27 protein-coding genes and 1 pseudogene are annotated in these 21852 nt (G+C 65.9%); 3 read left to right on the top strand and 25 right to left on the bottom strand.

The window, feature by feature from the left end; genetic code table 11:
- Window positions 1-35: 35 nt before the first annotated feature.
- The 9 genes from WFR25_RS16105 to WFR25_RS16070 form a co-directional block, all read right to left on the bottom strand.
- Complete coding sequence (locus WFR25_RS16105; RefSeq protein WP_119036719.1) at window positions 36-551, bottom strand: S26 family signal peptidase; 516 nt, start codon at window positions 549-551, stop codon at window positions 36-38.
- Entirely contained in the window at window positions 548-1027 is a 480-nt protein-coding gene (locus WFR25_RS16100) for a DUF2840 domain-containing protein (RefSeq protein WP_119036718.1), read from the bottom strand. Before WFR25_RS16100 ends, WFR25_RS16105 begins: the two co-directional genes overlap by 4 nt.
- Entirely contained in the window at window positions 1024-1281 is a 258-nt protein-coding gene (locus WFR25_RS16095) for a ribbon-helix-helix protein (protein ID WP_119036717.1), read from the bottom strand. Before WFR25_RS16095 ends, WFR25_RS16100 begins: the two co-directional genes overlap by 4 nt.
- Window positions 1278-1916: a ParA family partition ATPase gene (gene parA, locus WFR25_RS16090; RefSeq protein WP_119036716.1), complete on the bottom strand. Its 639-nt coding sequence runs from the start codon at window positions 1914-1916 to the stop codon at window positions 1278-1280. The genes WFR25_RS16095 and parA overlap by 4 nt, the downstream gene beginning before the upstream one ends.
- Window positions 1913-3028, bottom strand: a complete 1116-nt coding sequence (locus WFR25_RS16085) for a replication initiator protein A (RefSeq protein WP_119036715.1) — start codon at window positions 3026-3028, stop codon at window positions 1913-1915. The genes parA and WFR25_RS16085 overlap by 4 nt, the downstream gene beginning before the upstream one ends.
- Before the next feature lie 8 nt (window positions 3029-3036).
- The gene (locus WFR25_RS16080) at window positions 3037-3324 is read right to left on the bottom strand and encodes a helix-turn-helix transcriptional regulator (protein WP_119036714.1); all 288 of its coding nucleotides are present in this window, start codon (window positions 3322-3324) and stop codon (window positions 3037-3039) included.
- Window positions 3325-3437: 113 nt separating this feature from the next.
- Complete coding sequence (locus WFR25_RS16075) at window positions 3438-3932, bottom strand: DNA -binding domain-containing protein (protein ID WP_119036713.1); 495 nt, start codon at window positions 3930-3932, stop codon at window positions 3438-3440.
- A gap of 88 nt (window positions 3933-4020) precedes the next feature.
- Window positions 4021-4218: a transcriptional regulator domain-containing protein gene (locus WFR25_RS26640; RefSeq protein WP_119036712.1), complete on the bottom strand. Its 198-nt coding sequence runs from the start codon at window positions 4216-4218 to the stop codon at window positions 4021-4023.
- Between the two features lie 144 nt (window positions 4219-4362).
- Complete coding sequence (locus WFR25_RS16070) at window positions 4363-4641, bottom strand: DNA -binding domain-containing protein (RefSeq protein ID WP_119036711.1); 279 nt, start codon at window positions 4639-4641, stop codon at window positions 4363-4365.
- A 152-nt stretch (window positions 4642-4793) separates the two neighbouring features.
- Between WFR25_RS16070 and WFR25_RS16065 the strand changes: the two genes are divergently transcribed.
- The gene (locus tag WFR25_RS16065) at window positions 4794-5006 is read left to right on the top strand and encodes a helix-turn-helix domain-containing protein (protein ID WP_336972253.1); all 213 of its coding nucleotides are present in this window, start codon (window positions 4794-4796) and stop codon (window positions 5004-5006) included.
- Window positions 5007-5103: 97 nt separating this feature from the next.
- Here the strand turns inward: WFR25_RS16065 and WFR25_RS16060 are convergent, their stop codons facing one another.
- From WFR25_RS16060 to WFR25_RS16050, 3 genes are all read right to left on the bottom strand, one after another.
- Entirely contained in the window at window positions 5104-5274 is a 171-nt protein-coding gene (locus WFR25_RS16060; protein ID WP_170151036.1) for a hypothetical protein, read from the bottom strand.
- 432 nt (window positions 5275-5706) lie between these two features.
- The gene (locus WFR25_RS16055) at window positions 5707-6015 is read right to left on the bottom strand and encodes a hypothetical protein (RefSeq protein ID WP_119036709.1); all 309 of its coding nucleotides are present in this window, start codon (window positions 6013-6015) and stop codon (window positions 5707-5709) included.
- A 69-nt stretch (window positions 6016-6084) separates the two neighbouring features.
- On the bottom strand, window positions 6085-6405 hold the full coding sequence (locus WFR25_RS16050; protein ID WP_119036708.1) for a DUF736 domain-containing protein: 321 nt from the start codon (window positions 6403-6405) through the stop codon (window positions 6085-6087).
- Window positions 6406-6731: 326 nt separating this feature from the next.
- Between WFR25_RS16050 and WFR25_RS16045 the strand changes: the two genes are divergently transcribed.
- Window positions 6732-6863: a hypothetical protein gene (locus WFR25_RS16045; RefSeq protein ID WP_281271786.1), complete on the top strand. Its 132-nt coding sequence runs from the start codon at window positions 6732-6734 to the stop codon at window positions 6861-6863.
- Window positions 6864-6981: 118 nt separating this feature from the next.
- Here WFR25_RS16045 and arsH read toward each other — a convergent pair whose 3' ends face one another.
- From arsH to WFR25_RS16010, 7 genes are all read right to left on the bottom strand, one after another.
- Window positions 6982-7749, bottom strand: coding sequence for an arsenical resistance protein ArsH (gene arsH / locus WFR25_RS16040; RefSeq protein ID WP_119036707.1), 768 nt, complete (start codon window positions 7747-7749; stop codon window positions 6982-6984).
- The gene (arsB, locus tag WFR25_RS16035) at window positions 7746-8810 is read right to left on the bottom strand and encodes an ACR3 family arsenite efflux transporter (RefSeq protein WP_336972250.1); all 1065 of its coding nucleotides are present in this window, start codon (window positions 8808-8810) and stop codon (window positions 7746-7748) included. Before arsB ends, arsH begins: the two co-directional genes overlap by 4 nt.
- A 4-nt stretch (window positions 8811-8814) precedes the next feature.
- On the bottom strand, window positions 8815-9246 hold the full coding sequence (gene arsC, locus WFR25_RS16030) for an arsenate reductase (glutaredoxin) (protein ID WP_119036705.1): 432 nt from the start codon (window positions 9244-9246) through the stop codon (window positions 8815-8817).
- Window positions 9247-9257: 11 nt separating this feature from the next.
- Window positions 9258-9590: an ArsR/SmtB family transcription factor gene (locus WFR25_RS16025; RefSeq protein ID WP_119036704.1), complete on the bottom strand. Its 333-nt coding sequence runs from the start codon at window positions 9588-9590 to the stop codon at window positions 9258-9260.
- A 60-nt stretch (window positions 9591-9650) separates the two neighbouring features.
- Window positions 9651-10592, bottom strand: coding sequence for a DUF2493 domain-containing protein (locus WFR25_RS16020; protein WP_119037251.1), 942 nt, complete (start codon window positions 10590-10592; stop codon window positions 9651-9653).
- Window positions 10593-10922: 330 nt separating this feature from the next.
- A complete protein-coding gene (locus WFR25_RS16015) occupies window positions 10923-11999 on the bottom strand; it encodes a DUF7146 domain-containing protein (protein ID WP_119036703.1) in 1077 nt (358 codons plus the stop codon).
- Window positions 11999-16348, bottom strand: coding sequence for a strawberry notch-like NTP hydrolase domain-containing protein (locus WFR25_RS16010; RefSeq protein WP_119036702.1), 4350 nt, complete (start codon window positions 16346-16348; stop codon window positions 11999-12001). Before WFR25_RS16010 ends, WFR25_RS16015 begins: the two co-directional genes overlap by 1 nt.
- Window positions 16349-16523: 175 nt before the next feature.
- Between WFR25_RS16010 and WFR25_RS16005 the strand changes: the two genes are divergently transcribed.
- On the top strand, window positions 16524-16673 hold the full coding sequence (locus WFR25_RS16005) for a hypothetical protein (RefSeq protein WP_170151035.1): 150 nt from the start codon (window positions 16524-16526) through the stop codon (window positions 16671-16673).
- A gap of 53 nt (window positions 16674-16726) precedes the next feature.
- Here WFR25_RS16005 and WFR25_RS16000 read toward each other — a convergent pair whose 3' ends face one another.
- The 6 genes and pseudogenes from WFR25_RS16000 to WFR25_RS15975 form a co-directional block, all read right to left on the bottom strand.
- Window positions 16727-17557, bottom strand: a complete 831-nt coding sequence (locus tag WFR25_RS16000) for a DUF7007 domain-containing protein (protein ID WP_119036700.1) — start codon at window positions 17555-17557, stop codon at window positions 16727-16729.
- On the bottom strand, window positions 17554-18054 hold the full coding sequence (locus WFR25_RS15995; protein ID WP_119036699.1) for a hypothetical protein: 501 nt from the start codon (window positions 18052-18054) through the stop codon (window positions 17554-17556). The genes WFR25_RS16000 and WFR25_RS15995 overlap by 4 nt, the downstream gene beginning before the upstream one ends.
- A 74-nt stretch (window positions 18055-18128) precedes the next feature.
- Window positions 18129-18497 (bottom strand): DUF6915 family protein, encoded by a 369-nt coding sequence (locus tag WFR25_RS15990; RefSeq protein WP_119037250.1) that lies wholly within the window; start codon window positions 18495-18497, stop codon window positions 18129-18131.
- Between the two features lie 10 nt (window positions 18498-18507).
- The gene (locus WFR25_RS15985) at window positions 18508-18978 is read right to left on the bottom strand and encodes a DUF6878 family protein (RefSeq protein WP_119036698.1); all 471 of its coding nucleotides are present in this window, start codon (window positions 18976-18978) and stop codon (window positions 18508-18510) included.
- Between the two features lie 108 nt (window positions 18979-19086).
- Entirely contained in the window at window positions 19087-21249 is a 2163-nt protein-coding gene (locus WFR25_RS15980) for a ParB/RepB/Spo0J family partition protein (protein WP_336972245.1), read from the bottom strand.
- Window positions 21250-21377: 128 nt separating this feature from the next.
- Window positions 21378-21611 (bottom strand): annotated as a pseudogene (locus tag WFR25_RS15975) (zincin-like metallopeptidase domain-containing protein); the annotation flags it as partial.
- Window positions 21612-21852 lie beyond the last annotated feature (241 nt).

Below are 21852 nucleotides of genomic sequence, written 5' to 3'. Positions count from 1 at the left end.
TGCCAATCTCCTTTGTGCTGGCAGGGGGAAAGCGATCAGGAAGGTGCCCGCGTGCGCAGCGGCGTCGCGCGACCGATCACGGACGATGCGGGCAGCGGCCCGAAATAGCGGCCGTCCAGGCTGTCGCTGCGGTCCGCGTTCATGAAGAAAATCTCGTCGAGCGCGACGACACGGCACCCTTCCCAGACGGGCAGCGGTCGATGCAGCCGATCCCGTTCCCGCGCAGTTCCGAACGGCTTTCCGTCGATGGTGATGGCGACGCCGCTGCGGCATACATTCTGGCCCGGCAGCGCCGCGACCGGCTTGATCAGCGGCACGCCGAGCGGCAGATAACCGCCCGCCGCCAGGAGCCTGGCGACGTCGTCCGGCGGCGTCACGACGGCGAGATCGCGGACGCGCAGATCATGGGCCGGCCGGACGGTGTAGAAGCCGATCGGCACGCTGGCCGAGGCGTTCCAGATCAGCTTCGGCGGCGGATTGATCCACATCGATATCGCGACGACGTTGACGGCCACGACCATCGTCACCAGCGTTCCCCAGCGCAATCTCATTGCAATGCTTCCTTGCGGGCGAGCCAGGCGTGATGACGCTCCAGCGTGTAGGGGCGCGGGCTTTCCTGCGCCGCGAGACGATTGTGGACGTGTCGCCAATGGTCGGGCGCGGCGTCGGCGGGATCGATGTCCAGCGCGTCCACGGCGTCGATCGCCTCGAACACGCGCTGGACCTTGGGCCAGCCATTGACGCGCAACAGAACCTCGCCCCCGGGGGTGACGCCCGGCACGGTCTGATAGGGTTCGCCCGGAGAGACGGCGCGCAGGATGTCGATGCGCGACACCAGCGTGCCGAAGTCGTTGGACGCCCAACGGACGTAGGCGAACACGCTGTCCGGCGCGAAGGCGATGCGGCGGCGCCGGCGGTCGAGAATCTGATCCTCGACTAGGCAGCCGAAACGTATCCAGCGTTCGATGCGCCGCTCGATCCACAGCAGATCGACGCGCGTGCGGTCGTCACGGTTGGCGGCGCTCATGACGTGGTTTCCCTGTCATCGGGATATTCGCGGTGGAGCAATTCGCGCAGCATGTCGGCGACCGAAACGCCGCGCTGGAGCGCCGCGAGTTTGAGGCGTCGCCGCAAATGGGGCGTCACGTCGATCGTCAGTCTGGCGCTGTTGACGGGCGGCGACGGGGTGGTTGGTGGTGTGGCGTCCTCTGGCCCCGCAATCCACGCCTCGGCCGCAGCGGGCCGGGACGCGAAGCCTGTCCTGGGCGTGCGCGCCGTCATGATTTGATCGCCTCGATTTCGGCCGCCAGCGCGGCGATCTCACGCGCTGCGGCGCTGTCGGGATCGATCTCCGACACAAGCCGCCCGGTCTGCATGGCGTCGGCGAAGACGACGCGCTGGCCGACATGACGGGTGAGCAGCGGCGGATCATGGTCGGCGAGGCTGTTGGCGGTGGCGCGGGCGATCAGCGTGCGCGCCGGGTAGCGGTTGAGCAGGAAGCGCGCGTCAATCTCGGGCTTGAAGATGCGCGCCTGGTCGATCAGCTTCAGCATCTCGGCCGACGCCCAGCCGTCGAGCGGCGATGGCTGCACCGGGATCAGCGCGAGATCGCAGGCGAACAGCGCCGAACGCAGCAAGGTGGCGACACGCGGCGGCCCGTCGATAACGACATGATCCATGCCGCGCGCCAGCTCGGCCGCCTCGATGTGCAGGGTGTCGCGGGCAAGGCCGATCACGCCGAACAGCCGGGGCAGCCCTTCGGCGGCGCGTTGCTGCGACCAGTCGAGCGCAGAACCTTGGGAGTCGGCGTCGATCAGCAGGACGCGGCGCCCTTGGCTCGCCCATTGTCCGGCGAGGTGCAGCGCGAGCGTCGTCTTGCCGACGCCGCCCTTCTGGTTGAGGAGCGCGACGATCATGAGCGGCGCTCCGGCCCGTTTCGCGGTCCCGTCGCCGGTCCACGATCTACCGAGCGAAAAGCTGACTTATCCCCGGCGCCGCGCGCCTCTACCTTATCTTTAGATTCTGATTTAGAGTCTTTAGAGTCACGGATTTCGGAACCAGACCAAAGGTTTAACTGCGATCCGTGCGTTCGAAGTACCGATAATATTGCGTTCGAAGTGCCGATAGCGGTTGCGTCCGAAGTACCGATACGAGAATTCCGGCGCGGCGAGTTATCCACAGGCCGCCAACCGATCTCGATGACGCTGGGACGCATCACCAGCAGCACGTTGGAACCGCTCCCCGGTTCCAGTTCGAGGATGTAGCCGGGGAGCGGCTGACGCCGGACGATGCCGCGAATATGAAGTGCGAAATCGGAGAAGCGCGACTGGCTGGCGCTCTTGGCGTGGAGGTGGCGCAGCTCGAAGCGCCAGCCATTGGGCTGGCGGCCGGCATGTTTGCGCGCGATCCTGTAGAGCCAGCGTTCGATACCGCCGCTCAGGCGGAAATAGCCGGGGTCGATCGCGAGAACGAGGCGGCGATCGAGAACGCCCTGATAGAACCAGTCGGGCAGCACGAATTCCATGCCTTCGATCCGCCCGGTGCGTGTGGTCAGTTCCTCCCACTCGTTGATCCAGGAGAATTGCTGGCGTCGCCAATGCTCGCCGTGGCGGATGGTGGTGCGAACAACGGTCGATTGCAGGCGGCTCAGCGCACCTTTCAGCAGCAGATAATTACGCGCGCCGGTGCCGCGCCCGATTGCGATGAGGAGCTGATAGGGCGTGAATCGGAAGAAGCGCGATGTCGGCACCCCGCGATCGTCGGCGGCAAGAAGCTGGCTCGCCGCCCAGATCAGGATGTCGGCGTCCCAGATGGTCGCCAGACCATGTTCGGGGACGGCATAGACCTGCACCTCCGTCTCGCCGGATTTGTAGAGGATTGGCGCGATGCGGCGGGCCTTGGCGAGCGAGAAGAAGGGGCGCTCCATGAGGTCGCGCTGGTCGCGCGGCGGGACACTCTCACCCAGCGCCTCGAACGGATCGAGCCGCGCGCGTTCACTCATTCCCAGCGGGCGGCGATTACCGGCCATGTCGAGGGTCAGCGTCCGCTGGCCGAGGACATTTCCTCGGGCGTGAGGGGGCGTGCGGCGAAGACTGTCCCGGTGCCCGGATCAGAGGTTGAGCTGCGCAGGCCGCGATCGGCCCATTTGCGCAGATCATCGACACGGTAGACGATGCGGCCGCCAAGTTTGCGATAGGTCGGGCCGGTCCCGTAGGTCCGGTGCTTTTCGAGGGTGCGCGGCGAAAGTCCGAGAAACCTCCCGGCATCCGGCGTGCGCAGAAACTGCGATGGGGGGAGCGCGGCGAAGTCGGTATTCGGGTGCATGAACAAGCCTTCCGAGCATCTTGGCGGACGGCGGTGGCCGTCAGCGGGTCGGAGGACAGGTTGGCGAAGCGCGACAGCGTGAGGGGAGTGTCGACTTTAAGGGGGTATAATTATTACGGCTTTCGCCGAGGCCGGCGCGGCGGCGGCGACAACAACTGGAAATAGCCTCCAGCCAGCAATGCGCGTGCCTTGGCGAGCAGACGCCGCAGTCTGGAGCGGTGCTCGGTCGCCAGCCATGTCCGCCGATCACGGGCGCTGGTTTTAAGGATGGCCTGCGCCATCTCACGCTCGGTGGCGCCGCTATGTTCGGCGTCGAGCAGCCGTATCGCGAGGATGAGCTGGCCGCGCGCATAGTCGCTGAGCGGCATGGGTTCCGAGCCAGGCTTCAGCCCCTTCAGGGTCCGCCAGAGACGCATCGCGGCGGCAGCCCGGTCGTCATAAACAAGATCGAGCGGCAGGGTCACGGCCATCGTGCCGGTGTCGTAGCCGTCGAGCCATAGCCGGTGGAGCGCATTCGGCCCGATGATGCTGGCGTCCTGACTTGCCACACCGCGATGAACGATCCCCGCAGCCAGCAGCTCGTCCGGATCGAGCGGATAGACCGTCATCTCCGGCCGGACAGCCTGGATATGCAATACGGTCGGTAGAACCTCCGGGGTCCAGAAAATGAATTGTCGTTTGAAGTCTATTTTCGGGTCAGCACCGAAATCGTAACCCCCAGCGTTTGACGAACCGCTCGATCACAACGGGATCTGGCGGTTTCATGCGCTGGATGCGCCGGTATTCACGGCAATAGTCCTGATTACGTCGAACAATCTCCCAGGCGAAACCGGCGCGGTCATAGTGTTGCAGGGGCCGATATTCCGCCGGAGAGCGCCAGTCTGTCTTGTGCATTGCGCCACCTCCCAAAAGGGCCGCGCTTCATGCGTCGCGGCACAAGGGCGGAAGCTTCGCGTGTGACGTGTATTTGACCAGCCGGGCAGCGGTCATGACGCTATCACCAAAGGAGATGGCGGAACCGGCGCAATGGTAGCCGGTTCAGTTCGGCGGCCCCCCGCGCAGCAAGTGTTTGTAGCCGGATTTGGCCAACCAGTGCGCGCGTGCGAGATGCGTGGTCCATGCTGCGCGCGCGCGATCCGGCTCCTTGTCGGGATCGATGTGCAGGATGACGCGAGCAACTTCGGTCCAGTCCGCGTCATCACTCTCGGCATCCAGCAGGCGAAGATAGGTGATGAGATGATCTTCGTCATAGGGGGTGAGAACGGCGGAATCAGGGGCCGTATCCATGACATCGGGGTCGAGCGGTGGTGTTTTCATGGGCATCTCCCTAGCCCCAAAGTCAATACGCTCAACAATACGACTCGGCTCCCTAGCGTTCGATCGTGAAACGCTGCGCGTCGCTCTCGCGGAATACATCTTATAGGGGATAAACCCGATAGTGTGTATCGTCCAGCGTGGCACGCATGGATATGCGTCGGCTTGTGGGCCTGAACTTTGCGAGACTGAGACGGGAGAAAGGTTTCACCCAGGAGCGTTATGCCGAGATTTCGGGCGTCACCCAGCAATATGTGAGCGATCTGGAGCGCGGACTGCGCAATCCAACCGTGGTCACGCTCTTTCATCTGGCGTCGGCGCTTGGCGCAAAGCCTGTCGATCTGGTCGCCGAGATCGAGGAAGGTTAGCTGTAACTTTCAGGCGTGAACATCGGCCAATATCGCAGCGGGCGCCGACAGAGGCGCCAACCTTGCCGACTGAGCTCCAGGCAGATTATTTGTCGCATCAGACGAAAGGATCGACCTCGCGGATGACGCTCTCGGGATCGCCGTCCCATTCGGTAGCCGGCATGGCGCCGAACATGCCGTTCTCGGCGCGAAATACGATAATGCAGACCATGAGACTGCGCGCGAGGCTCCAGGCATAGGCTTGGGCGGTTTTCAGGGAGTTGGACATTTTCGGCTCCTGTCTCAGAGGCGGGGACCATCCCCGCTCGACAGGCTCCCGAAGTGTCGGGCGCATGGCCGCGATCACCGCACAGGCGCAGCCTGAAGGCCGCACGCGCAGCGTAAGCGGACCCTTTACGGGTTGATGGCGTCAGGCCATGCGCCGGACCAAGGAATGAGCCTCAAAGAGCGGGGTGGCTCCCCGGCGGTCAGGAGCTGCTTGACCTGCCGCACCTGACCGCCGTTGCCGGACCCTGGCCTCTCGGGCACGCGCGAGCGCTCCCAACCAGCGTTGAGCCGACATTTTCAGGTTTGATGCGTCGGCTGCCGAATGGGGCGGCGACCCCGGTTGTCGACCAGAGGCCGAACTACGGGACGTGAGGAGGAGACGGTTCGCACAGGGAAGTCAGCGGCGACGCATCGGCGCCGCCGCTGTTCGGGCTTATCGGAGCGGCCAGCCGTATCGCTCGACAAGGCTTGGCGACGAAGGGCGGGACGCCTCCGCGCCCATGTCGGCCATGGTGTCGACGGTGAGGCCGTCGATCTGGTAGCCGCGGGCATCGAGATCGGCGAGCAGCATCAGCAAGGTCGGATATTGCTCAAGGCGCGTGCCGAGCCAGAGGACTGGCTGCTCAGTCTTCGGATATTCGAACCCTTGGATGAAGTGGGTGCGAAGCGGCGGGTCGTAGCCCACGACGGCGTTATCGTCGGTCGCGGTCTCGGTGCTGACGGTGATGACGTGGCGGCTCATGATCGCCCCTTTTGCCAGTGGTAAGGAAAGAGCCGGCCTCGCGGGGGCGAGGCCGGCTCGGGGTGGCGATCAGCTCGGCGGGTTCCAGATGATGACCTTCTTCAGAGGGTCGTCGCCGGGGGCCGGAGCGACGTTGCCGTAGATGGTTCCGAACTCGGGAGCCGAGAGCGAGACTGAGATGTATTCCGCCCCCGTGTTCTGGGAGAAGCGGTTCCAGCCGGCGCCCAGCTCGAAGCCGTTCTTGCGGCTGATGATCCGGAAGTCAGGCTCGTTTTCCTTGGTCTTGCGGGTGTTCTGGATCACCGCGATCTGGGCGGTGACGTTGAGGGTGGCGAGCGTGCCTTCCAGGCTGCCGTCCTGCTTCTGGGTGAGGTTTGCGATGGTGGCCATGATGTCTGTTCCTTCGGTTGCTCGGGGACCATCCCCGATGACGCTGAAGGAGGCGGGCGAACGCCGCCGTCACCGGAGCAAAGCGCAGGGGAACCCCCTTGCGGGGTTGGCGGCACTAGGCGGGCGGTTGCCTACAAGGGCGGCATGAATAGGGGTTGGTCTAAAGCAGCCGTTGGGGGAACGACGTTTGTGGCCCCTCCAATCTGACCGGGCTGACGGTGACTGGCGCCGTCGCGCCCTCGATTCTGGCGTCACGGTCCAGGCGGTCTGACGCACCGCGACCCATGGGAAATGCCTGACGGCCGAGTTAGCGCATCGGCCTGACGATGATGGCGCAGGCCTGGAATCGCTACTGCCCGGACATGGTCGTCGAATACCGGGGTCGGTTCGTGGCTCTGGAGATCGACGCGCATCCGGTGTCGCAACGGCGCGTGCTGTTGGAGAGGTTCAATCTGTAGCCCGAAGCCAGGATCGCAACGAGCAGCTTGGTCCCCGCTAGGTCGGTTCTTTCCACTGGCAAAAGGAGGCGAACAGCAAAAGCGTAAAGGCGTAAATCCTTAGAAGCGTAAATCCCCGTTATGCCTGCTGAACGGGCGTAGCGGTCTGCCCGATCGCGATCGTCGACAGGTCCGTCGCCGGATCGACCGACACGCCCGCCGCCTTACGCTCCGAATAGCGGTCGACGAGCTGGCCGGCATGAGGTCGGAGCAACACCGTGAACCGCACCAGTTCCTCCATCACATCGACGATCCGGTCATAATAGCTAGACGGCTTCATGCGCCCGTCCTCGTCGAACTCCTTGTAGGCCGTCGCCACGCTCGACTGGTTGGGGATCGTCACCATCCGCATCCAGCGGCCAAGCAGGCGCAGGGTGTTGACCGCGTTGAACGACTGCGAGCCGCCTGACACCTGCATCACCGCCAGCGTGCGGCCCTGTGTTGGGCGCATCCCGCCCATCTCCAACGGCAGATGGTCGATCTGCGTTTTCATGATGCCGCTGATCTGGCCGTGGCGTTCGGGGCTGCACCAGACATGCCCTTCCGACCACATCGAGAGTTCGCGCAACTCGTGGACGGCGGGATGATCGTCGCCGGCGTGCTGGTCGGGCAGCGGCAGGTCGGACGGGTCGAAGATGCGGGTTTCCGCACCGAAGAATTGCAGCAACCGCGCCGCTTCCTCGACCGCGAGGCGCGAGAAGGATCGTTCGCGCAAACTGCCGTAGAGCAGCAGGATGCGGGGTGGGGGAGCGTCCGCGCCAAGGCCGAGCGCGGCCCGCGCATGGACATAGCGCGGGTCGAGCGCAGGCAGATGATCGGGATCGGACAGGGTTCGCAAACGGCTCATGCGGCGGCACCCCGCTCATACCAGCCGCACGACCGCTTCACGATCGCCACCACCGACAGCATCACCGGCACCTCGACCAATACGCCGACCACGGTCGCCAGTGCCGCCCCGGACGTGAGCCCAAACAGCGAGATCGCGGCGGCCACCGCCAGCTCGAAGAAGTTGGAAGCGCCGATCAACGCCGATGGCGCGGCGACGCACCACGCCACGCCGAAACGGCGGCTCAGCCAATAAGCGAGCCCGGCGTTGAAATAGACCTGGATCAGGATCGGCACCGCGAGCAATGCGATCACCAGCGGCTGGGCGATGATCGCCTTGCCCTGGAACCCGAACAGCAGCACCAGCGTCGCCAGCAGCGCGATCATCGAGACCGGACCGAGCCGGGACAGCAGCCGATTGAGTGCCGATTGCCCGCCCGAGGCCAGCACCGCACGGCGGAGTATCTGCGCGGCGATTACCGGGGCGACGATATAGAGCGCGACCGAGATCAGCAGCGTGTCCCAAGGCACGGTGATCGCGGCGACGCCCAGCAGCAGCGCCACCAGCGGCGCGAACGCAAACACCATGATGAGGTCGTTCAAGGCGACCTGGCTCAGCGTATAGGCGGGGTCACCGTCGCACAGGTTGGACCAGACGAACACCATCGCCGTGCAGGGCGCCGCCGCCAGCAGAATAAGCCCGGCGATATAGGAAGAAATTTCGCCTTCAGGCAGCAGCGGCGCGAACAGATATCCAAGGAAAAAGGTGCCGAGCAGCGCCATCGAGAAGGGCTTGACCGCCCAGTTGATGAACAGGGTGACGCCGACACCCTTCCAATGCTGGCGCACGCTCCCGAGCGCGCCGAAATCGATCTTGAGCAGCATCGGCACGATCATCAGCCAGATCAGCACCGCGACGACGAGGTTGACGTTGGCCACTTCTGCCTCGGCGATTACGGCGAACAGGCCGGGCAGCGCAAAGCCCAGCCCGATACCGGCGACGATGCACAGAGCGACCCAGATCGACAGATAGCGTTCGAAGATGCCGATCGCCGGGGGCGCGGCCGATGTAGTAGTGGCCATTGGTTCAGCTGATCCGCTTGCCGGACGCGTCGATGACCTGTTCGCCATCTTCCTTGGCGAAGGCGCCGCGCTGGGCTGCGGGCAGGATGTCCAGCACCCCCTCGGACGGGCGGCACAGCCGCACGCCGAGCGGCGTTTCCACCAAAGGCCGGTTGATGAGGATCGGATGCGTCATCATCGCATCGAGCAGGGCTTCATCGGCCAAGGCCGGATCGTCCTGAGACAGTCCCTCGTAGCGTGTGCCCTTGGCGCGCAGCACGTCGCGCGGCGCGAGACCCGCTGCGGTGATCAGCGCAGCCAGCTTTTCCCGCGTCGGCGGCGTCTTGAGATATTCGACGATGCGCGGCTCGATCCCGGCGTTGCGGATCATCGCCAGCGTGTTGCGCGAGGTGCCGCAGTCGGGGTTGTGCCAGATGGTGATATTAGGTGCGATCATGTCGGGTCCGTTCAGCAGCAGGGCGTCAGTTCGGCGATCAGCGGTTCGCACAGTTCCGCGCGCCCGCCGCAGCAATCCTTGACCAGAAACAGGGTGAGCGCCTTCAGCGTGTCGAGATCGGCGCGGTAGACGATCGAGCGGCTATGCCGCTCCGACGTCACCAGCCCGGCGCGCGCCAGCGTCGCCAGGTGCGCCGACATGGTGTTCTGCGGCACGTCGAGCGCGCGGGCGATGTCCCCGGCGGCGAGGCCGTCCGGTTCGTGCCGCACCAGCAGGCGAAAGGTGTCGAGCCGCGTGGACTGCGCCAGCGCGCCCAGCGCAAGGATGGCTGATTCGTTTTCCATATATCCAGACTAGTAGATATATTGTTCTCGGCCAACCATGATTCGTATGGCGGGCGGCGCTCACGCGCCGCCCTGATGCCGGAAGTCCCAGCGCTTGATGCCCATCGCTTTGGCCTTGTCGTGCAGATTGTCCTGGATGCCGGTGCCCGGCAGGATGATAACGCCGGCGGGCAAGGCTTCCAGCAGCGCATCGTTGCGCTTGAACGGCGCGGCCTTCTTGTGCCGGTTCCAGTCGGGCTTGAAGGGGATCTGCGGAACCTTGCGATGATCGGCCCAGAGGGCGGCGATCTTCTCGCCGCCCGTCGGCGTTGCCCCGTGCGCCAGGACCATCTCGGGATGTTTGGCGTGGACACGGTCGAGCAGGTCCCAGATGAACCGATGATCGTTGAAGGTCGGCCCTGAGCTGAAGGCGATCAGCGTGCCGGCGGGGATCAGCACCTGCTTTTCCGCCCGCTGCCGCGCATTGACGAAATCCCGGCTGGAGACGACCGCCGAGGTCAGCGCTTTGCGGTTGACCTTCGAGCCAGAGCGCGGCGTCCAGGGTTTGCGGATGTGGATGCGGAACTGGTCGGCGCAGCCATCGCGGAAGAACTCCATCGCGTCGCGGCGCTCGAGCATCGTCGTGCCCTCGCGCAGAAGTGTTTCCAGCTCGACCGACTTCACCTCGGAGCCGTCCTGTTCCTTCTGGCTGCGCTTCTGGGCGACCTCATTGTCGTCAAGCTCGCGCTCGATCCGTTCGCCGGCGCGGTGGAAGACGTTGGTGAGGTTCCAGAGCAGGTCTTCAAGGTCGGGCTCGAGACGGGTGTCGATGAAGGTCACGACCATCGCGTCGAAGATGTCGACGATGGCGCCGCCGGCGATGCGGGCATCAGGGAGCGGCCGGTCATCGGGTTCGTCGGAGTATGGCCGGTATCCGTAGAGTGCCATTTCCTGGAGAAGATAGGCGGTGGGGGATTCTGCGTGTTCGGGTTCGTGCTCAGGAAGCTGGCTTTCGGTTTTCATGGTGACGCCTCTTCGGTTGGCCGCGCCCTTCGCGGCCTTCGCAGGCGACGAAAGACGGCGGGCGAACCGGGCCTGCACCCCAAGCGATAGCGAAAGGGCCGCAGCGAAGCGGAGGACGGCGGGCAAGGCTTTCTTGTCTCGCGAGGAATGGCGGCTCTGCCGCCAGGGGAAGAAAGTTGAAGCCCGCCGTTGCCGGACCGGGGCGTTTGCCGTTCCGATCGCCCTCTAGAGAAGGCCGAGGGCGCTGGCCTTTCCGATCTCTGCGTCACCCTGACACCCGGCGGTCTTCCCCGGCACCGGACCCGTCACAAACCCACTGCCTTCCCGGCTTCACCGGGACGGCATCAGGAACCGGCCGACATCGGCGGGCACGAGTTGCACGCGCAACCCCGCCCGCATCCGCTCCGGCCCGACCAGGCGCAGATCCTCGTTGTGATCGCCGAGCATCGGCGACAACGGCACGACCTCGATCCCGGCGCTGGAAGCTCGCTCGCTCAACGTCGTCACCGCCACATCGCCGGCCGGATCGTCGTCGCGCACGACATAGAGGCGTCGCAGCGCCGCCGGGAACAGGATGGCGCCGAGGTGGGGCGAGGATAGAGCGGCGATCATGGGCATGGCGGGCATGATCTGTCGCACCGACAAGAGGGTCTCGATCCCTTCGCCCGCCGCCATCACGCTATCCGCGACCCCGAAGCGGACGCCGTGCCCGAGAAGATGTCCCATGGCGCGTCTCGGTGAGGATATAGGCGCTTTGTCGATCGCGGCCGGGTCGAGCCCAGAAGTAAGCCAGGTGCGATGAACGCCGGTCACGCCGCCATCGAGATCGGTGACGGCGGCGATCATCGCGGGCCAGGCCGGACGTGTCCCCGGCGGATCATCCTGCGATGGCCGGTAATAGCAATGCGGATGGAAACGGAGCGGATCGCCATTGCGTAAATCCGTAATCGCACGTTGCCGTAAATACGCTTCCACGACTGTCGCCAGAAACGGCTTCGAGGCCGCCAGCAGGCGCCGCGCGGCTTGCGGGGTGCCGGTCGGCGCCTTCGGCTCACGGCGATATCGCGGACCTTCGTCGACAGGCTCGGGGCGTGGCAGGCTGAGGAAACTCCGGGCCTCGTCGAGCGAGTCACGCAGACGGTGATGGCCACAGGAAATCGCGATGATGTCGAGCAGGTCGCCATGTTCGCCAGTGGATGCGTCGGTCCATTTGCCCGCCGCGCCGCGTCCGTCGTCCGAGCCGGAAAGTCGCACATAGAGACTGCGCCCCGGCGTGTTGCGGGCATCGCCGACCAGCCAGTAACGGCCCTCACGATGCCCCTTCGACAGATAGTGACGGCACACCGCCTCGGCCTGATCACCGAGACGCTGCGCCAGTTCACCTGCCTGATCCGATAAACGTCCCATTATGCCGCCGCCCGGTCGCCGACGCGCTGGATCGGCCAGCGCTTCAGCACCCGGTCGAGCACGGCGACGCCGCTGGCATCGACGGGGACGAACATCCGTAGCTTCCACGAGATGATCTCATGGAACAGACCATAGGCGGTCAATCGCTCGCGCATGGCGTCGGTGAATCCCGATAGCTCGATCCGGTTCACCCCCATGACGCGCGCGCGGCGAAGCTGGAGACCTTCGGCCAGATCGAGAATCGTGCGCCCGTCCATCAGGGCGGTGAACGCCGCCTGCGGGTCGAGGTGCGGCCCATTGTCGTTAGCGGTCGCCATCGCGACCCAGGCGGGCGAGACCCGGCGGCCGACGATGCGTTCGCCGTCATCGGCCTGGAGCCGATAGACGCGGCTGGATTCCTGGGGAAGCCGCTTCCAGATCGGCAACAACAGGCCGGTGACGATGTGCATCGTGCTGGTCGCGAACTGAGGCACCTCGGCCAGCTCCGCCTCCCAGGCGCGGGCGAAGGTAGTACGATCCGCTTCGCGCCATTGTGTCTCGCCCATCGCCGCCAGCGGCATCGGTGTCGATTCCATCGGCCGGACGAGCCGCACGCGGCGCTCGACGCTGCCGTCGTCGAGCAGCAGGCCGCGCGTCGGGATCTGCACGGCGGCGCGGCCCGACTGCGCGTTGACCAGCAACGCCGCATCGCCATCGCCGAGATGGGCGCGCGCGCCGTCCAGCGTCAGCGGCTGGTTGCGGTCCTTGCGTTCGATCGTCAGCAACCGTGTCTCCGCCGTGGTTCCCGGATGGGTATAGATGGTGGTTCGAGCGACGATGGTGAAGCTCTCGGCCTGGAGCGTCTCCAGCCCCAGCTCATAGCTTCCCGATGCGATCGCCCCCTCGATCCGCGCGCTCAGCAAATCCTCGAACGCCGTGAACAGGATGTTCTGGAGGTCGATGGTCAGCGCCAGCATCCGGTTGAGGAAGGTGGTGATCGGCGGCAGTTCGTCCTTGAGGCCGTTGCTGTCGGCGAGCGACAATCCCGTCGCCGCCTCGAAAGCCCCGAGCGAACAACCCTCGATCTTGCCGCCGTAAAGCAGGCGGTAGAGCTGGCGCAGCGCGTCGCGCGCATAGTGGGATTCCAGGTTGTCCTCGGGCCGGAACAGGCCCTGGCCGCCGGTCTGTCGTTGGCCGCGGGTGATCGCGCCCAGCGTGTCGAGGCGCCGCGCGATGGTCGAGATGAAGCGCTTCTGCGCCTTCACGTCGGTCGTCACCGGGCGGAACAGCGGCGGCTGCTTCTGGTTGGTGCGGTTCGTCCGCCCGAACCCCTGGATGGCGCTGTCGGCCTTCCATCCGGCCTCCAGCAGATAATGGACGCGCAGCCGCTGGTTCCTGGCCCCGAGATCGGCATGGTAGCTCCGACCGGTCCCGCCCGCGTCCGAGAAGACAAGCACGCGCTTGGCATCAGCCTGGAACGCATCGGTCTCGCCGAGATTGGCCGAACCGGGTCGCGTCTCTACAACATAGCGGTCGATCCCGTCGGAACCGCGCTTGCGGACGATACGCCGAGAGCGTCCCGTCACCTCGGCGACCAGATCGGTTCCGAAGTGGTGGAGGATCTGGTCGAGCGCGGCGGGAACCGGCGCCAGCGACGCCAGATGTTCGATCAGTCGGTCGCGACGATCGACGGCATCGCGGGATAGGACGGGCTGGCCGTCATGATAGACCGGCCGGGAGGAGAGATTGCCCTCGCTGTCGGTGAAGGGCTCATAGAGCTGCACCGGAAAGCTGTGCTCAAGGTAGGACAGCACATATTCGCGCGGGGTCACGTCCACCCGAACGTCATCCCACTCGTCGGTCGGAATGTCGGCGAGCCGACGCTCCATCAGCGCCTCGCCGGTTGAGACGATCTGGACGACGCACGCATGGCCGGCCTCCAGGTCGCGCGCGATGCTGGCGACCAGCGACGGCGTCTGCATGGCGGTGATCAGATGGTTGAAGAAGCGCTGCTTCGCGGACTCGAAAGCACTGCGCGCCGCCGACTTGGCCTGGGCGTTCAAGGTGCCGGTCGCGCCGGTGATGTTGGCGGCCTGCATCGCCGCGTCGAGATTATTATGGATGATCTGGAAGGCGCCGGCATAGGCATCGTAGATGCCGATCTGTCCGGGCGTCAGCCTATGTTCGAGCATCTCATATTCGACACCGTCGAACGACAGCGACCGCGCCGCATAGAGGCCGAGCGCCTTCAGGTCGCGCGCCAGCACCTCCATGGCCGCGACCCCGCCATCCTCGATCGCGGCGATGAACTCCGAGCGCGTCGAGAACGGGAAATCCTCGCCGCCCCACAGACCGAGACGTTGGGCGTAAGCTAGGTTCTGCACCGTGGTTGCGCCGGTCGCCGAGACATAGACGATGCGGGCATCGGGCAAGGCGTGCTGGAGTCGCAGACCGGCGCGGCCCTGTTGCGAGGGCGCCTGCTCGCCGCGCTCGCCCTTGCCGCCGGCGGCGTTGGCCATCGCGTGCGCCTCGTCGAAGATGATCACGCCGTCGAAGTCCGGACCCAGCCAATCGACGATCTGCTGGACGCGGCTGACCTTCTCGCCGCGCTCCTGCGAACGCAGCGTCGCGTAGGTGGTGAACAACACGCCCGCATCGAGCTTGATCGGCGTGCCCTGCCGGAACCGGGAGAGCGGCGTCACCAGCAACCGTTCCTGCCCCAACGCCGCCCAGTCGCGCATCGCGTCGTGATGGAGAGTGTCTGACCGGCTCACCCAGACCGCGCGGCGGCGGCCTTTGAGCCAGTTGTCGAGGATGACGCCCGCGACCTGGCGGCCCTTGCCGGCGCCCGTGCCATCGCCGAGGAACCAGCCGCGTCGGAACCGGACAGCGTCGTCCGCCTCATCGGCGGCCGCCTTGACGATGTCCCAGGTCGGATCGACGCTCCACGAACCGGCGAGATGGTCGCTATGGGCCTCGCCCGCGAGAATGACGGATTCAAGCTGGGCGTCGGACAGGATGGCGTCAGCGATCAGCCGGGCCGGCAGGATCGGGCGATAGGACGGCCGGGGCGGCGCGACCGAGGCCATCGCCGCCGACTGGACCAGCGGGGTCGGATGCGGCTTCGCGCCGGGGATGCGGATCGACTGGAGCGCATAGGGCTCGTAGATCGCATCGGTCAGGCGCCCGGTCTCGGCCGGGGTCCAGTCGATGGTTTCATAGGCCAGTTCCACCGCATCGGGCACGACCGCTGGAACCGGGGCCAGGATCGGCGCGGCGCGCTGACGGGCGGGCTTTGCGGCTATCGCCTGCATGGCGATCGGTGTGACGGGCGGCGGCATTTCGGGCGAAGGTGCGCGCGGCGGCACCAGGTCGAGCACCCAGGCCAGCAGTGTCGCGGTATCGGGGGCAATGCCCGGCGAGACTGGAAAGGCATTGGGATCATCGGCGGGCACGCGATCGATCACGGTCAGGCGCGTGTCGATGGTGGTGCCGTGTTTCGCATAGACCCGGCCATCGATCGCCGCCGAGAAGACGACGCGGCCGCGCTCCTGCAAGCGGGCGAAGGCTTCCCTCCAGGCCGGATTGTCGGGCGCGCAGTTTGCGCCGGTGATCGTCACCAGGCGGCCACCAGGCGCCAGACGCGCCAGCGCTGAGCCGATATGGCGCAGCGCCGCATCCTTCATCGTCCGGTCGACATGGGCGACCGCCGAGAATGGCGGGTTCATCAGCACCACGCTGGGGACCAGACCCACGTCGAGATGGTCATGGATGTGCGCGGCGTCGTGGCGGGTGACGGCGCAGTCGCCGAACAGCCCGGCCAGCACCTCGGCGCGGATCTCGGCCAGTTCATTGAGGAGCAAGCGCGCGCCCCGGTTCTCGGCATGGACGGCGAGCAGTCCGGTGCCGGCCGATGGCTCCAGCACCACATCGCCGGGCCGGATGGCGGCGGCGATCGCGGCGACGACGCCGAGCCCGGCAGGCGTCGAGAATTGCTGCAACGCCTGGGAGGTTTGGGATCGGCGGGTATGGGTCGGCAGCAAGGCGCCGATCTTCTCGATCATCGCCAGCGCGGCGACCGGAGAAGCGGATTTACGGAGAATCGTAGAACCGTATTTACGCAGGAACAGGACCTGCGCCGCCTCGCAGGCGTCATAGGCGGTCTTCCAGTTCCAGGCGCCGCCCGCATCGGAGCCGCCGAATGCGGTTTCCATCGCGCTGCGCAGCGCACGGGCGTCGATGGCGCGGCCGCGTTCGAGGTCAGGCAGGATGAGGTGGGCGGCGACGAGGATCGCCTGGCCGGTCGCGGCGAAACCGGGCGCGACAGGAAGCGGCGCCGCCGAACGGGCAGCGGATGCGGATGGGGTCATGGGAAATGTCCGAGGAGAGCAGGACGGAAGGGAGCAAGCCAGCGGACGCTCTCTCTCGATCCGCCCGGCTCGCTCCCTTCCGGCCTGCCTCTCACTCTGGACCCGGCGTCAGCCGGTGCCGGCCGTCATGGGTGCAATCCCCACTTTCGCGGTCGATTCGCCCGCGGAGACCGCCATGCCCGAGATTGACGAACAGCAGAACGAGGATCTGAACCTGACCACGCAGGTCGAAGACGGTCCGGAAGACCCTGCCGATGAGGATGCCGGCGAGGACATCGTCGAAACCGAAGACGATGACGACGCCGATGAAGGCGAAGCCGCCTGACACAGAAAACCGGGCGATCCCGCACTGGGGATCGCCCGGTTGTTGGCTGACGGTCAGGCGGCGCTGGCGATGGGACCATCCCAGGCCTGGTGCCGTCGTTCATCCATCACGAACCCATGCGGCCCCGCACGGTACTCGGTGTCGGGCACGAGAAACCGGCGACGCGACGACGACGTGCCGTCACCCCCGAGGGTCGCGACACAATCCACGAACCCCGGCCGCTCCTTAGAGGTGATCGCCGAGATCACCACCCAATCCTGGGCGTGGGCCTCGCGGAACAGGCGCCGATCATTGGCGAAGGATTCTCCTGGTTCCAGGGCGCGGCCATGCACCGCCTCCCAGCATTCGGGATAATAATCGCGAAGCGTGCGATCGGCGTGGCGGCGCTCATAGTCGGTGAACAGGTCGGGAAAGCCGACCGCGACCTTGGCCCATTCGCAATCTTCCTCATACCACCCGCCCGCAACGCGCAGCACGACGGGCATCGCCGCGTTGCGCGCCCGGTCGAGTTTGATCCCGCCGTGGCCGGCGGTTGAATGGAAGACCACGCCATCGGCATAGATCTCGCTCGACTGTGCCATGCCCCAGGGCGTGGAAAGCCGCTGGCGAACCTCACGGCGCCCAAGCGTTCGAAGCTGGCGGCGATGTTCGGCGTTCTCCTCGACATGAGCGCGAAAGCCCCCTTCATCGGCGACAATCGCTGAGGCGCCAAAGGCGTCTGCGGCGGTCCATTGGTCGATCGGCCTGGTCAGGCGCCAGCCGGTCGCGATCTTGAACCCGTCCTTCACCGGGATGGCGATGAAGGCGATATCCTCGACGCGAGCGGCGAGATGGCCGTCGGCCGAGCGTCCAAAGACGGCGGCGATGACATCATCCGCGCTCATGCCGCCCTCCCGAGTTCTGGCAGGATGGGGTTCGCCTCATCGCCAACGACCTCGAACCGGGCGTTCGAATAGCGATGGCTGGCGAACCAGCTTTGCGCCGTCGCCATGTCGGGCGCGAGGTGGCGAAGCTCGTCCACGCCCTCCCACTGGGTGAGCACGCGCACCATTCCCGGCGCAGGCTGTTCGACGATCTCGAAATGCAGCGGGCTGGTGACGTGATAGGTCATCGTCACCACCGTCACGATGATGCCGCTGCTGCCGAAATCACCATGATGGAGCGTGAAGCCTTCGGGCATCGTATAGGACGGCCGCACGACCGTCGGCGTCTTCTTGATCAGACGGCCGACGCCATTGGTCCGCTCCCAGGCGGCGAGCTTCTTGTTGAACCGGGCCGGCGGTCTGGGCTGGCCGTCGGAATAGCGCAGGAGCGCGCCGAGCGGCGCGGTACGGATGAAATCGCTCAGCGCGGTGGCGCCGACTATGCGTTTTGCAGGCATGGGATGTCTCCAGATACGCGAAGGCCCGGCGCGACGGCCGGGCCTTCAAGGGATTGATGGGGTAATGGCGTCGATCAGGCGGGAACGGCCGCGAACGGATCGACCAGTTTGTGGATAGGCTGGGCGCGGCCCATCCAGGGTTCGGGGCGAATGCAGCGCACCCAATCGGCGAAGCTCGGGATGAACCCCAGGTCCTCGACGATATGCTGCTCGCCGATCAGCCGGACCGGCACCGCTCGTCCGGTCGAGATCGTGATGGTTGGGCCGAAGAAGCGTTCCAGCATAAACACACCCTCGGCGTGATGCCTGAGCGCCCGGTGACGGAAATCGGCGATGATCAGCTTCGACGGTTCGTCGAACCATTGGTGCAGCGCCAGATAGTCGTCGGGCGAGCCGCCCCATTTCTTCACCGACGACAGGGCGTGATGATAGCAATGTCCCATCGCGCCCTCCTCAAAACGCATGAGTGTAGTTTTGGGAGGTCTCGATCCGCTCGTTATAATCGAGCGCGATCGTGCCCCTGGCGACGTCGAACACGAACTCGCCGTAGCCGCCTTCATTATTCTCCCAGCCGCAATGCTTCTGTTCGAGACAGGCATAGGCCAGCGTCTCGATCGCGTCGGCGAGCGGCTGGTTGAGTGCTCTGGGTTCGCCCTCCCGGAACAAGAGGTCACGCAGTTCGACGACCACATCTGGCAGGTCGCGAAGATCGTCGCCGGCAAAGGCTTCGATATTCTCGGTCTGCCCCGAGTCGCCGCCGCCGTTGAACGTCAGGACGACGCGGGTGATGCCGGCAGCGCCGAGCGCGGCGAACAGGCTGGCCTTGTTCGCCGGATGCAGTTCCGCCCGGCGCGCTTCATAGGCGTTCCATTCGGTGAAAACGGCGTCGAGGTCGATGACAGGCTTGGAGCTTTCGTCGGACATTTTGCGTATCTCCGTAAAAACGCAGAAGCCCGGCGCGTGGCCGGGCTTCTGGTAATGGTGTTGGAAAAGGTGGCGGAGCGACCGGGGCCGCCCCGCCGGCGCGGACGGCTATTCCGCCGCGATCGCATAGGCGTCGGACAGATCGTCCTCGGCCGTCACCTCGTCGTCGTCCCCGCCGAGGAACGCGGGCAGCGCCTCGGCATCGGCCTCGGCGCTTTCGTCCTGATCGACCGCCGCCGGATCGAACGCATCCTCGATCGCCGGGGTGCGAAGCGGCTCTGGCAGCCAGTCCGCATCGGCCAACAGGCGCTCGGCTTCGCGGGCCATGTCACCCTTCTTCAGATGGTCGATCAGGCCCGCCGTCTGGTCGTCCTTCGCTTCGGCGACCGCCATCAGGATGCGCGGCTTGGCGACCCGGCCGAGATAATTCTCGACCGTCGGCTTCCAGCCCGCCGCCACCATGTCGAGCCCGACCGCACGCGCCAGCACATGACTGTGCGCAAGCCGCCGTTCGACGCCATGCGCCGAGACGCGCCCGTCATAGCGGCTGGTTGGCTCCCATAGGGCGTTGACCCCGAACGAGGCGCAATGCGCGAACAGCGCCGCCTGATCGCCGCCGTCGAGCAGCATCAGCGCGTCCCACAAGGCCTTGTCGGAATCGGGCAGCCGCTTCTCCCAGGCCTCATGCCGCGCCGCGATCGACCGGGCCGAAGGGCTGTCCTTCATGCCTGGCGCCTGGTTCGGGAAGCTGGTGCGCTGCACCGAGACGCCGAGACAGGATTCGGTGCGCCCGGAATAGAAGGCGGACAACACCATAGCGTGCAGCACGGCGGCGAAGGCCGTCGACGGACTGGCGGCGAACGCATCCTGCAAGGCAAGCGTGCGATGCGCGGTCAGTTCCGACACCAAACGATCGGGCAGCGGCTTGATGATCTGTTCGTCATCGTCATCCGGTTCGTCCGCCGCGCCGCCAGCCACGGTGACGACGATGGATCGCGCCGATGCGGCCGGCTGCTGCGGACCGATCGGATCGGCGGACTGATCGCCTTCGGCCCCATCATGGCCCGGTTCGGCCTCGACCTGTGGTTCGTCCTCGGCGCGGACCCAGCCGCGTTCGATATAGAGCGACCCGTCGGTGTCGAGGCTGACGAAGGCGCCGGCGATGCCCATTTCCCGTGGATCATAGGTTCTCGGCCGCTCGATCAGGCCCGCCAGTTCAACATCGATCGCTTCGATCCGCGCCGCCACTTCCTCCGGCAGTTCCTCGACGTCCTCATATTCCGCCTCGATGGCGTTGCCCTCGGCCGTTAGCGCTTCGGCCCGCGCCGATTCCGCATCGGTGAGCGCCGCCGGATCGCTGTCGATCTCGCGCAGGCTGTTGAGATGACCATAAGGCAGGTCCACGGCCGCCGTGACCCACTTCCAGCCTTCGCCGCCGATCCGTTCGGCCTCGGCCTGAAGCTTCGCGGCGACCAGCGTGTCGAGCAGCGCGGCGTCCTGGAGCCAGCCGCCATCGTCGGCCGTGAACAGGTCACGCAGCACGCACCCGCCCGCCTCGGTATAGGCGTCGATCCCCACGAACAGCGCCCGCTTGTCGGAGACGCGCACCGTGTTCTCGGTCAGTTTGGACCGGATGAACGAGGGTTCCTTGTTCCAGCTATGGGCGAGCAACTCCCACACCTGTTCCTGGCGGGCATGGTCCTCACTGACCGAGAAGGCCATGAGCTGATCGAGGGTCATGCCGTCCTCGGCATAGATCTCGTGCAGCGCGGGCGACACCGACGCCAGCTTCAGGCGCTGGCGCACTACGGCGGGCGTGGTCATGAAGGTGGCGGCGATCGTTTCGATATCGTCGCCCTGGTCGATGAGCCGCTTCATGCCGCGAAACTGATCGAGCGGATGCAGCTGCTCGCGATGCGTATTCTCGGCGAGCGAATCCTCCTCCTCCGAGATCGGATCGTGGGCATCCTTGACGATGCAGGGCACCGGGGCGTTCTTCGCCAGCCGCTTGCGCTTCACCAACAGTTCCAGCGCGCGAAAGCGCCGGCCGCCGGCCGGCAGATGGAACCGGCCGGTCTCCTGGCCTTCGCCATCGAGGGTCGGCCGCAGGTTCAGGCTTTGCAGGAGGCCACGTCGGGCGATGTCGTCGGCAAGCGCCTCGATCGAGACGCCGGCCTTCACGCGCCGGACATTGGACTGGGACAGGTCGATCAGATCGAGCGGGATGTCCCGCGCGCCGCTGAGGATGATCTTGGGGGCAGTTTTTGCCATGTCGGTTACTCCATGACGGGCCGCCGGGAGACTCTCTCTCGGCTGCAAGCCCGTCACAAAGCCGAAGGCCATCCCCTCACTCTCCCTGCGGCCTGGCCCCAGGCAACAGCGCTGGAGGGACAAGCGCATCATGCCGCCGCCCGCCACGTCGCTGGATCGCCTGTATCGGGCTGATCCGTGGCGGCCTCGCCTCGGAAATCGAGCAGGAAGTTTGCGGCTTTCGAGGCGGCGCTCGCGGCGCGGACGATGGCGCGATTATCCTCGCGGATGATGTCCAGCCAGGAGCCGAGGTAATCGGCGTGCCGGACGGTCGGCACGATGCCGAGCGCGGCGCAGACGAAGGCGCCGGCCATCTCGGCCACATATCCTGACAGTCCAGCGAAAAATGGCGGTTGGAAGGTGAAAACCATCGGTGCCTCGAGCACTGCCCAAAAACCCCATGGCTCCCCCGAGGCGGGGGTGGGCGGCGAGAACGACCGGAGAGGCCCGCGCAAGCGGCGGGCCGCACCCGGAGGGGCGAAATGAAATGGAGCAGCTCGGCGAAGCCGGGCTTGCGGCGCGCCGTGGCGGGCCTAGCAGGGAGCGCCGACCAGACCCGCATCG

The sequence above is a fragment of the Sphingobium aromaticiconvertens genome, from assembly GCF_037154075.1.
In the GTDB taxonomy this organism is placed as follows: domain Bacteria; phylum Pseudomonadota; class Alphaproteobacteria; order Sphingomonadales; family Sphingomonadaceae; genus Sphingobium; species Sphingobium aromaticiconvertens.
This window is presented reverse-complemented; position numbering and strand designations above follow the sequence as displayed.

Bases quoted from the DNA above. Each gene is read 5' to 3' on its own strand.
- WFR25_RS16085 (WP_119036715.1), bottom strand. From the start codon at position 3,028: ATGGCCGGTAATCGCCGCCCGCTGGGAATGAGTGAACGCGCGCGGCTC.
- WFR25_RS16005 (WP_170151035.1), top strand. From the start codon at position 16,524: ATGCCCGAGATTGACGAACAGCAGAACGAGGATCTGAACCTGACCACG.
- WFR25_RS16000 (WP_119036700.1), bottom strand. From the start codon at position 17,557: ATGAGCGCGGATGATGTCATCGCCGCCGTCTTTGGACGCTCGGCCGAC.
- WFR25_RS15980 (WP_336972245.1), bottom strand. From the start codon at position 21,249: ATGGCAAAAACTGCCCCCAAGATCATCCTCAGCGGCGCGCGGGACATC.
- WFR25_RS15985 (WP_119036698.1), bottom strand. From the start codon at position 18,978: ATGTCCGACGAAAGCTCCAAGCCTGTCATCGACCTCGACGCCGTTTTC.
- arsC (WP_119036705.1), bottom strand. From the start codon at position 9,246: ATGATCGCACCTAATATCACCATCTGGCACAACCCCGACTGCGGCACC.
- WFR25_RS15990 (WP_119037250.1), bottom strand. From the start codon at position 18,497: ATGGGACATTGCTATCATCACGCCCTGTCGTCGGTGAAGAAATGGGGC.
- WFR25_RS16105 (WP_119036719.1), bottom strand. From the start codon at position 551: ATGAGATTGCGCTGGGGAACGCTGGTGACGATGGTCGTGGCCGTCAAC.
- WFR25_RS16075 (WP_119036713.1), bottom strand. From the start codon at position 3,932: ATGACGGTCTATCCGCTCGATCCGGACGAGCTGCTGGCTGCGGGGATC.
- WFR25_RS26640 (WP_119036712.1), bottom strand. From the start codon at position 4,218: ATGCACAAGACAGACTGGCGCTCTCCGGCGGAATATCGGCCCCTGCAA.
- WFR25_RS16095 (WP_119036717.1), bottom strand. From the start codon at position 1,281: ATGACGGCGCGCACGCCCAGGACAGGCTTCGCGTCCCGGCCCGCTGCG.
- WFR25_RS15995 (WP_119036699.1), bottom strand. From the start codon at position 18,054: ATGCCTGCAAAACGCATAGTCGGCGCCACCGCGCTGAGCGATTTCATC.
- WFR25_RS16065 (WP_336972253.1), top strand. From the start codon at position 4,794: ATGCGTCGGCTTGTGGGCCTGAACTTTGCGAGACTGAGACGGGAGAAA.
- WFR25_RS16050 (WP_119036708.1), bottom strand. From the start codon at position 6,405: ATGGCCACCATCGCAAACCTCACCCAGAAGCAGGACGGCAGCCTGGAA.
- WFR25_RS16060 (WP_170151036.1), bottom strand. From the start codon at position 5,274: ATGTCCAACTCCCTGAAAACCGCCCAAGCCTATGCCTGGAGCCTCGCG.
- arsB (WP_336972250.1), bottom strand. From the start codon at position 8,810: ATGGCCACTACTACATCGGCCGCGCCCCCGGCGATCGGCATCTTCGAA.
- arsH (WP_119036707.1), bottom strand. From the start codon at position 7,749: ATGAGCCGTTTGCGAACCCTGTCCGATCCCGATCATCTGCCTGCGCTC.
- WFR25_RS16055 (WP_119036709.1), bottom strand. From the start codon at position 6,015: ATGAGCCGCCACGTCATCACCGTCAGCACCGAGACCGCGACCGACGAT.
- WFR25_RS16025 (WP_119036704.1), bottom strand. From the start codon at position 9,590: ATGGAAAACGAATCAGCCATCCTTGCGCTGGGCGCGCTGGCGCAGTCC.
- parA (WP_119036716.1), bottom strand. From the start codon at position 1,916: ATGATCGTCGCGCTCCTCAACCAGAAGGGCGGCGTCGGCAAGACGACG.
- WFR25_RS16010 (WP_119036702.1), bottom strand. From the start codon at position 16,348: ATGACCCCATCCGCATCCGCTGCCCGTTCGGCGGCGCCGCTTCCTGTC.
- WFR25_RS16070 (WP_119036711.1), bottom strand. From the start codon at position 4,641: ATGAAAACACCACCGCTCGACCCCGATGTCATGGATACGGCCCCTGAT.
- WFR25_RS16015 (WP_119036703.1), bottom strand. From the start codon at position 11,999: ATGGGACGTTTATCGGATCAGGCAGGTGAACTGGCGCAGCGTCTCGGT.
- WFR25_RS16020 (WP_119037251.1), bottom strand. From the start codon at position 10,592: ATGAAAACCGAAAGCCAGCTTCCTGAGCACGAACCCGAACACGCAGAA.
- WFR25_RS16080 (WP_119036714.1), bottom strand. From the start codon at position 3,324: ATGCACCCGAATACCGACTTCGCCGCGCTCCCCCCATCGCAGTTTCTG.
- WFR25_RS16045 (WP_281271786.1), top strand. From the start codon at position 6,732: ATGATGGCGCAGGCCTGGAATCGCTACTGCCCGGACATGGTCGTCGAA.
- WFR25_RS16100 (WP_119036718.1), bottom strand. From the start codon at position 1,027: ATGAGCGCCGCCAACCGTGACGACCGCACGCGCGTCGATCTGCTGTGG.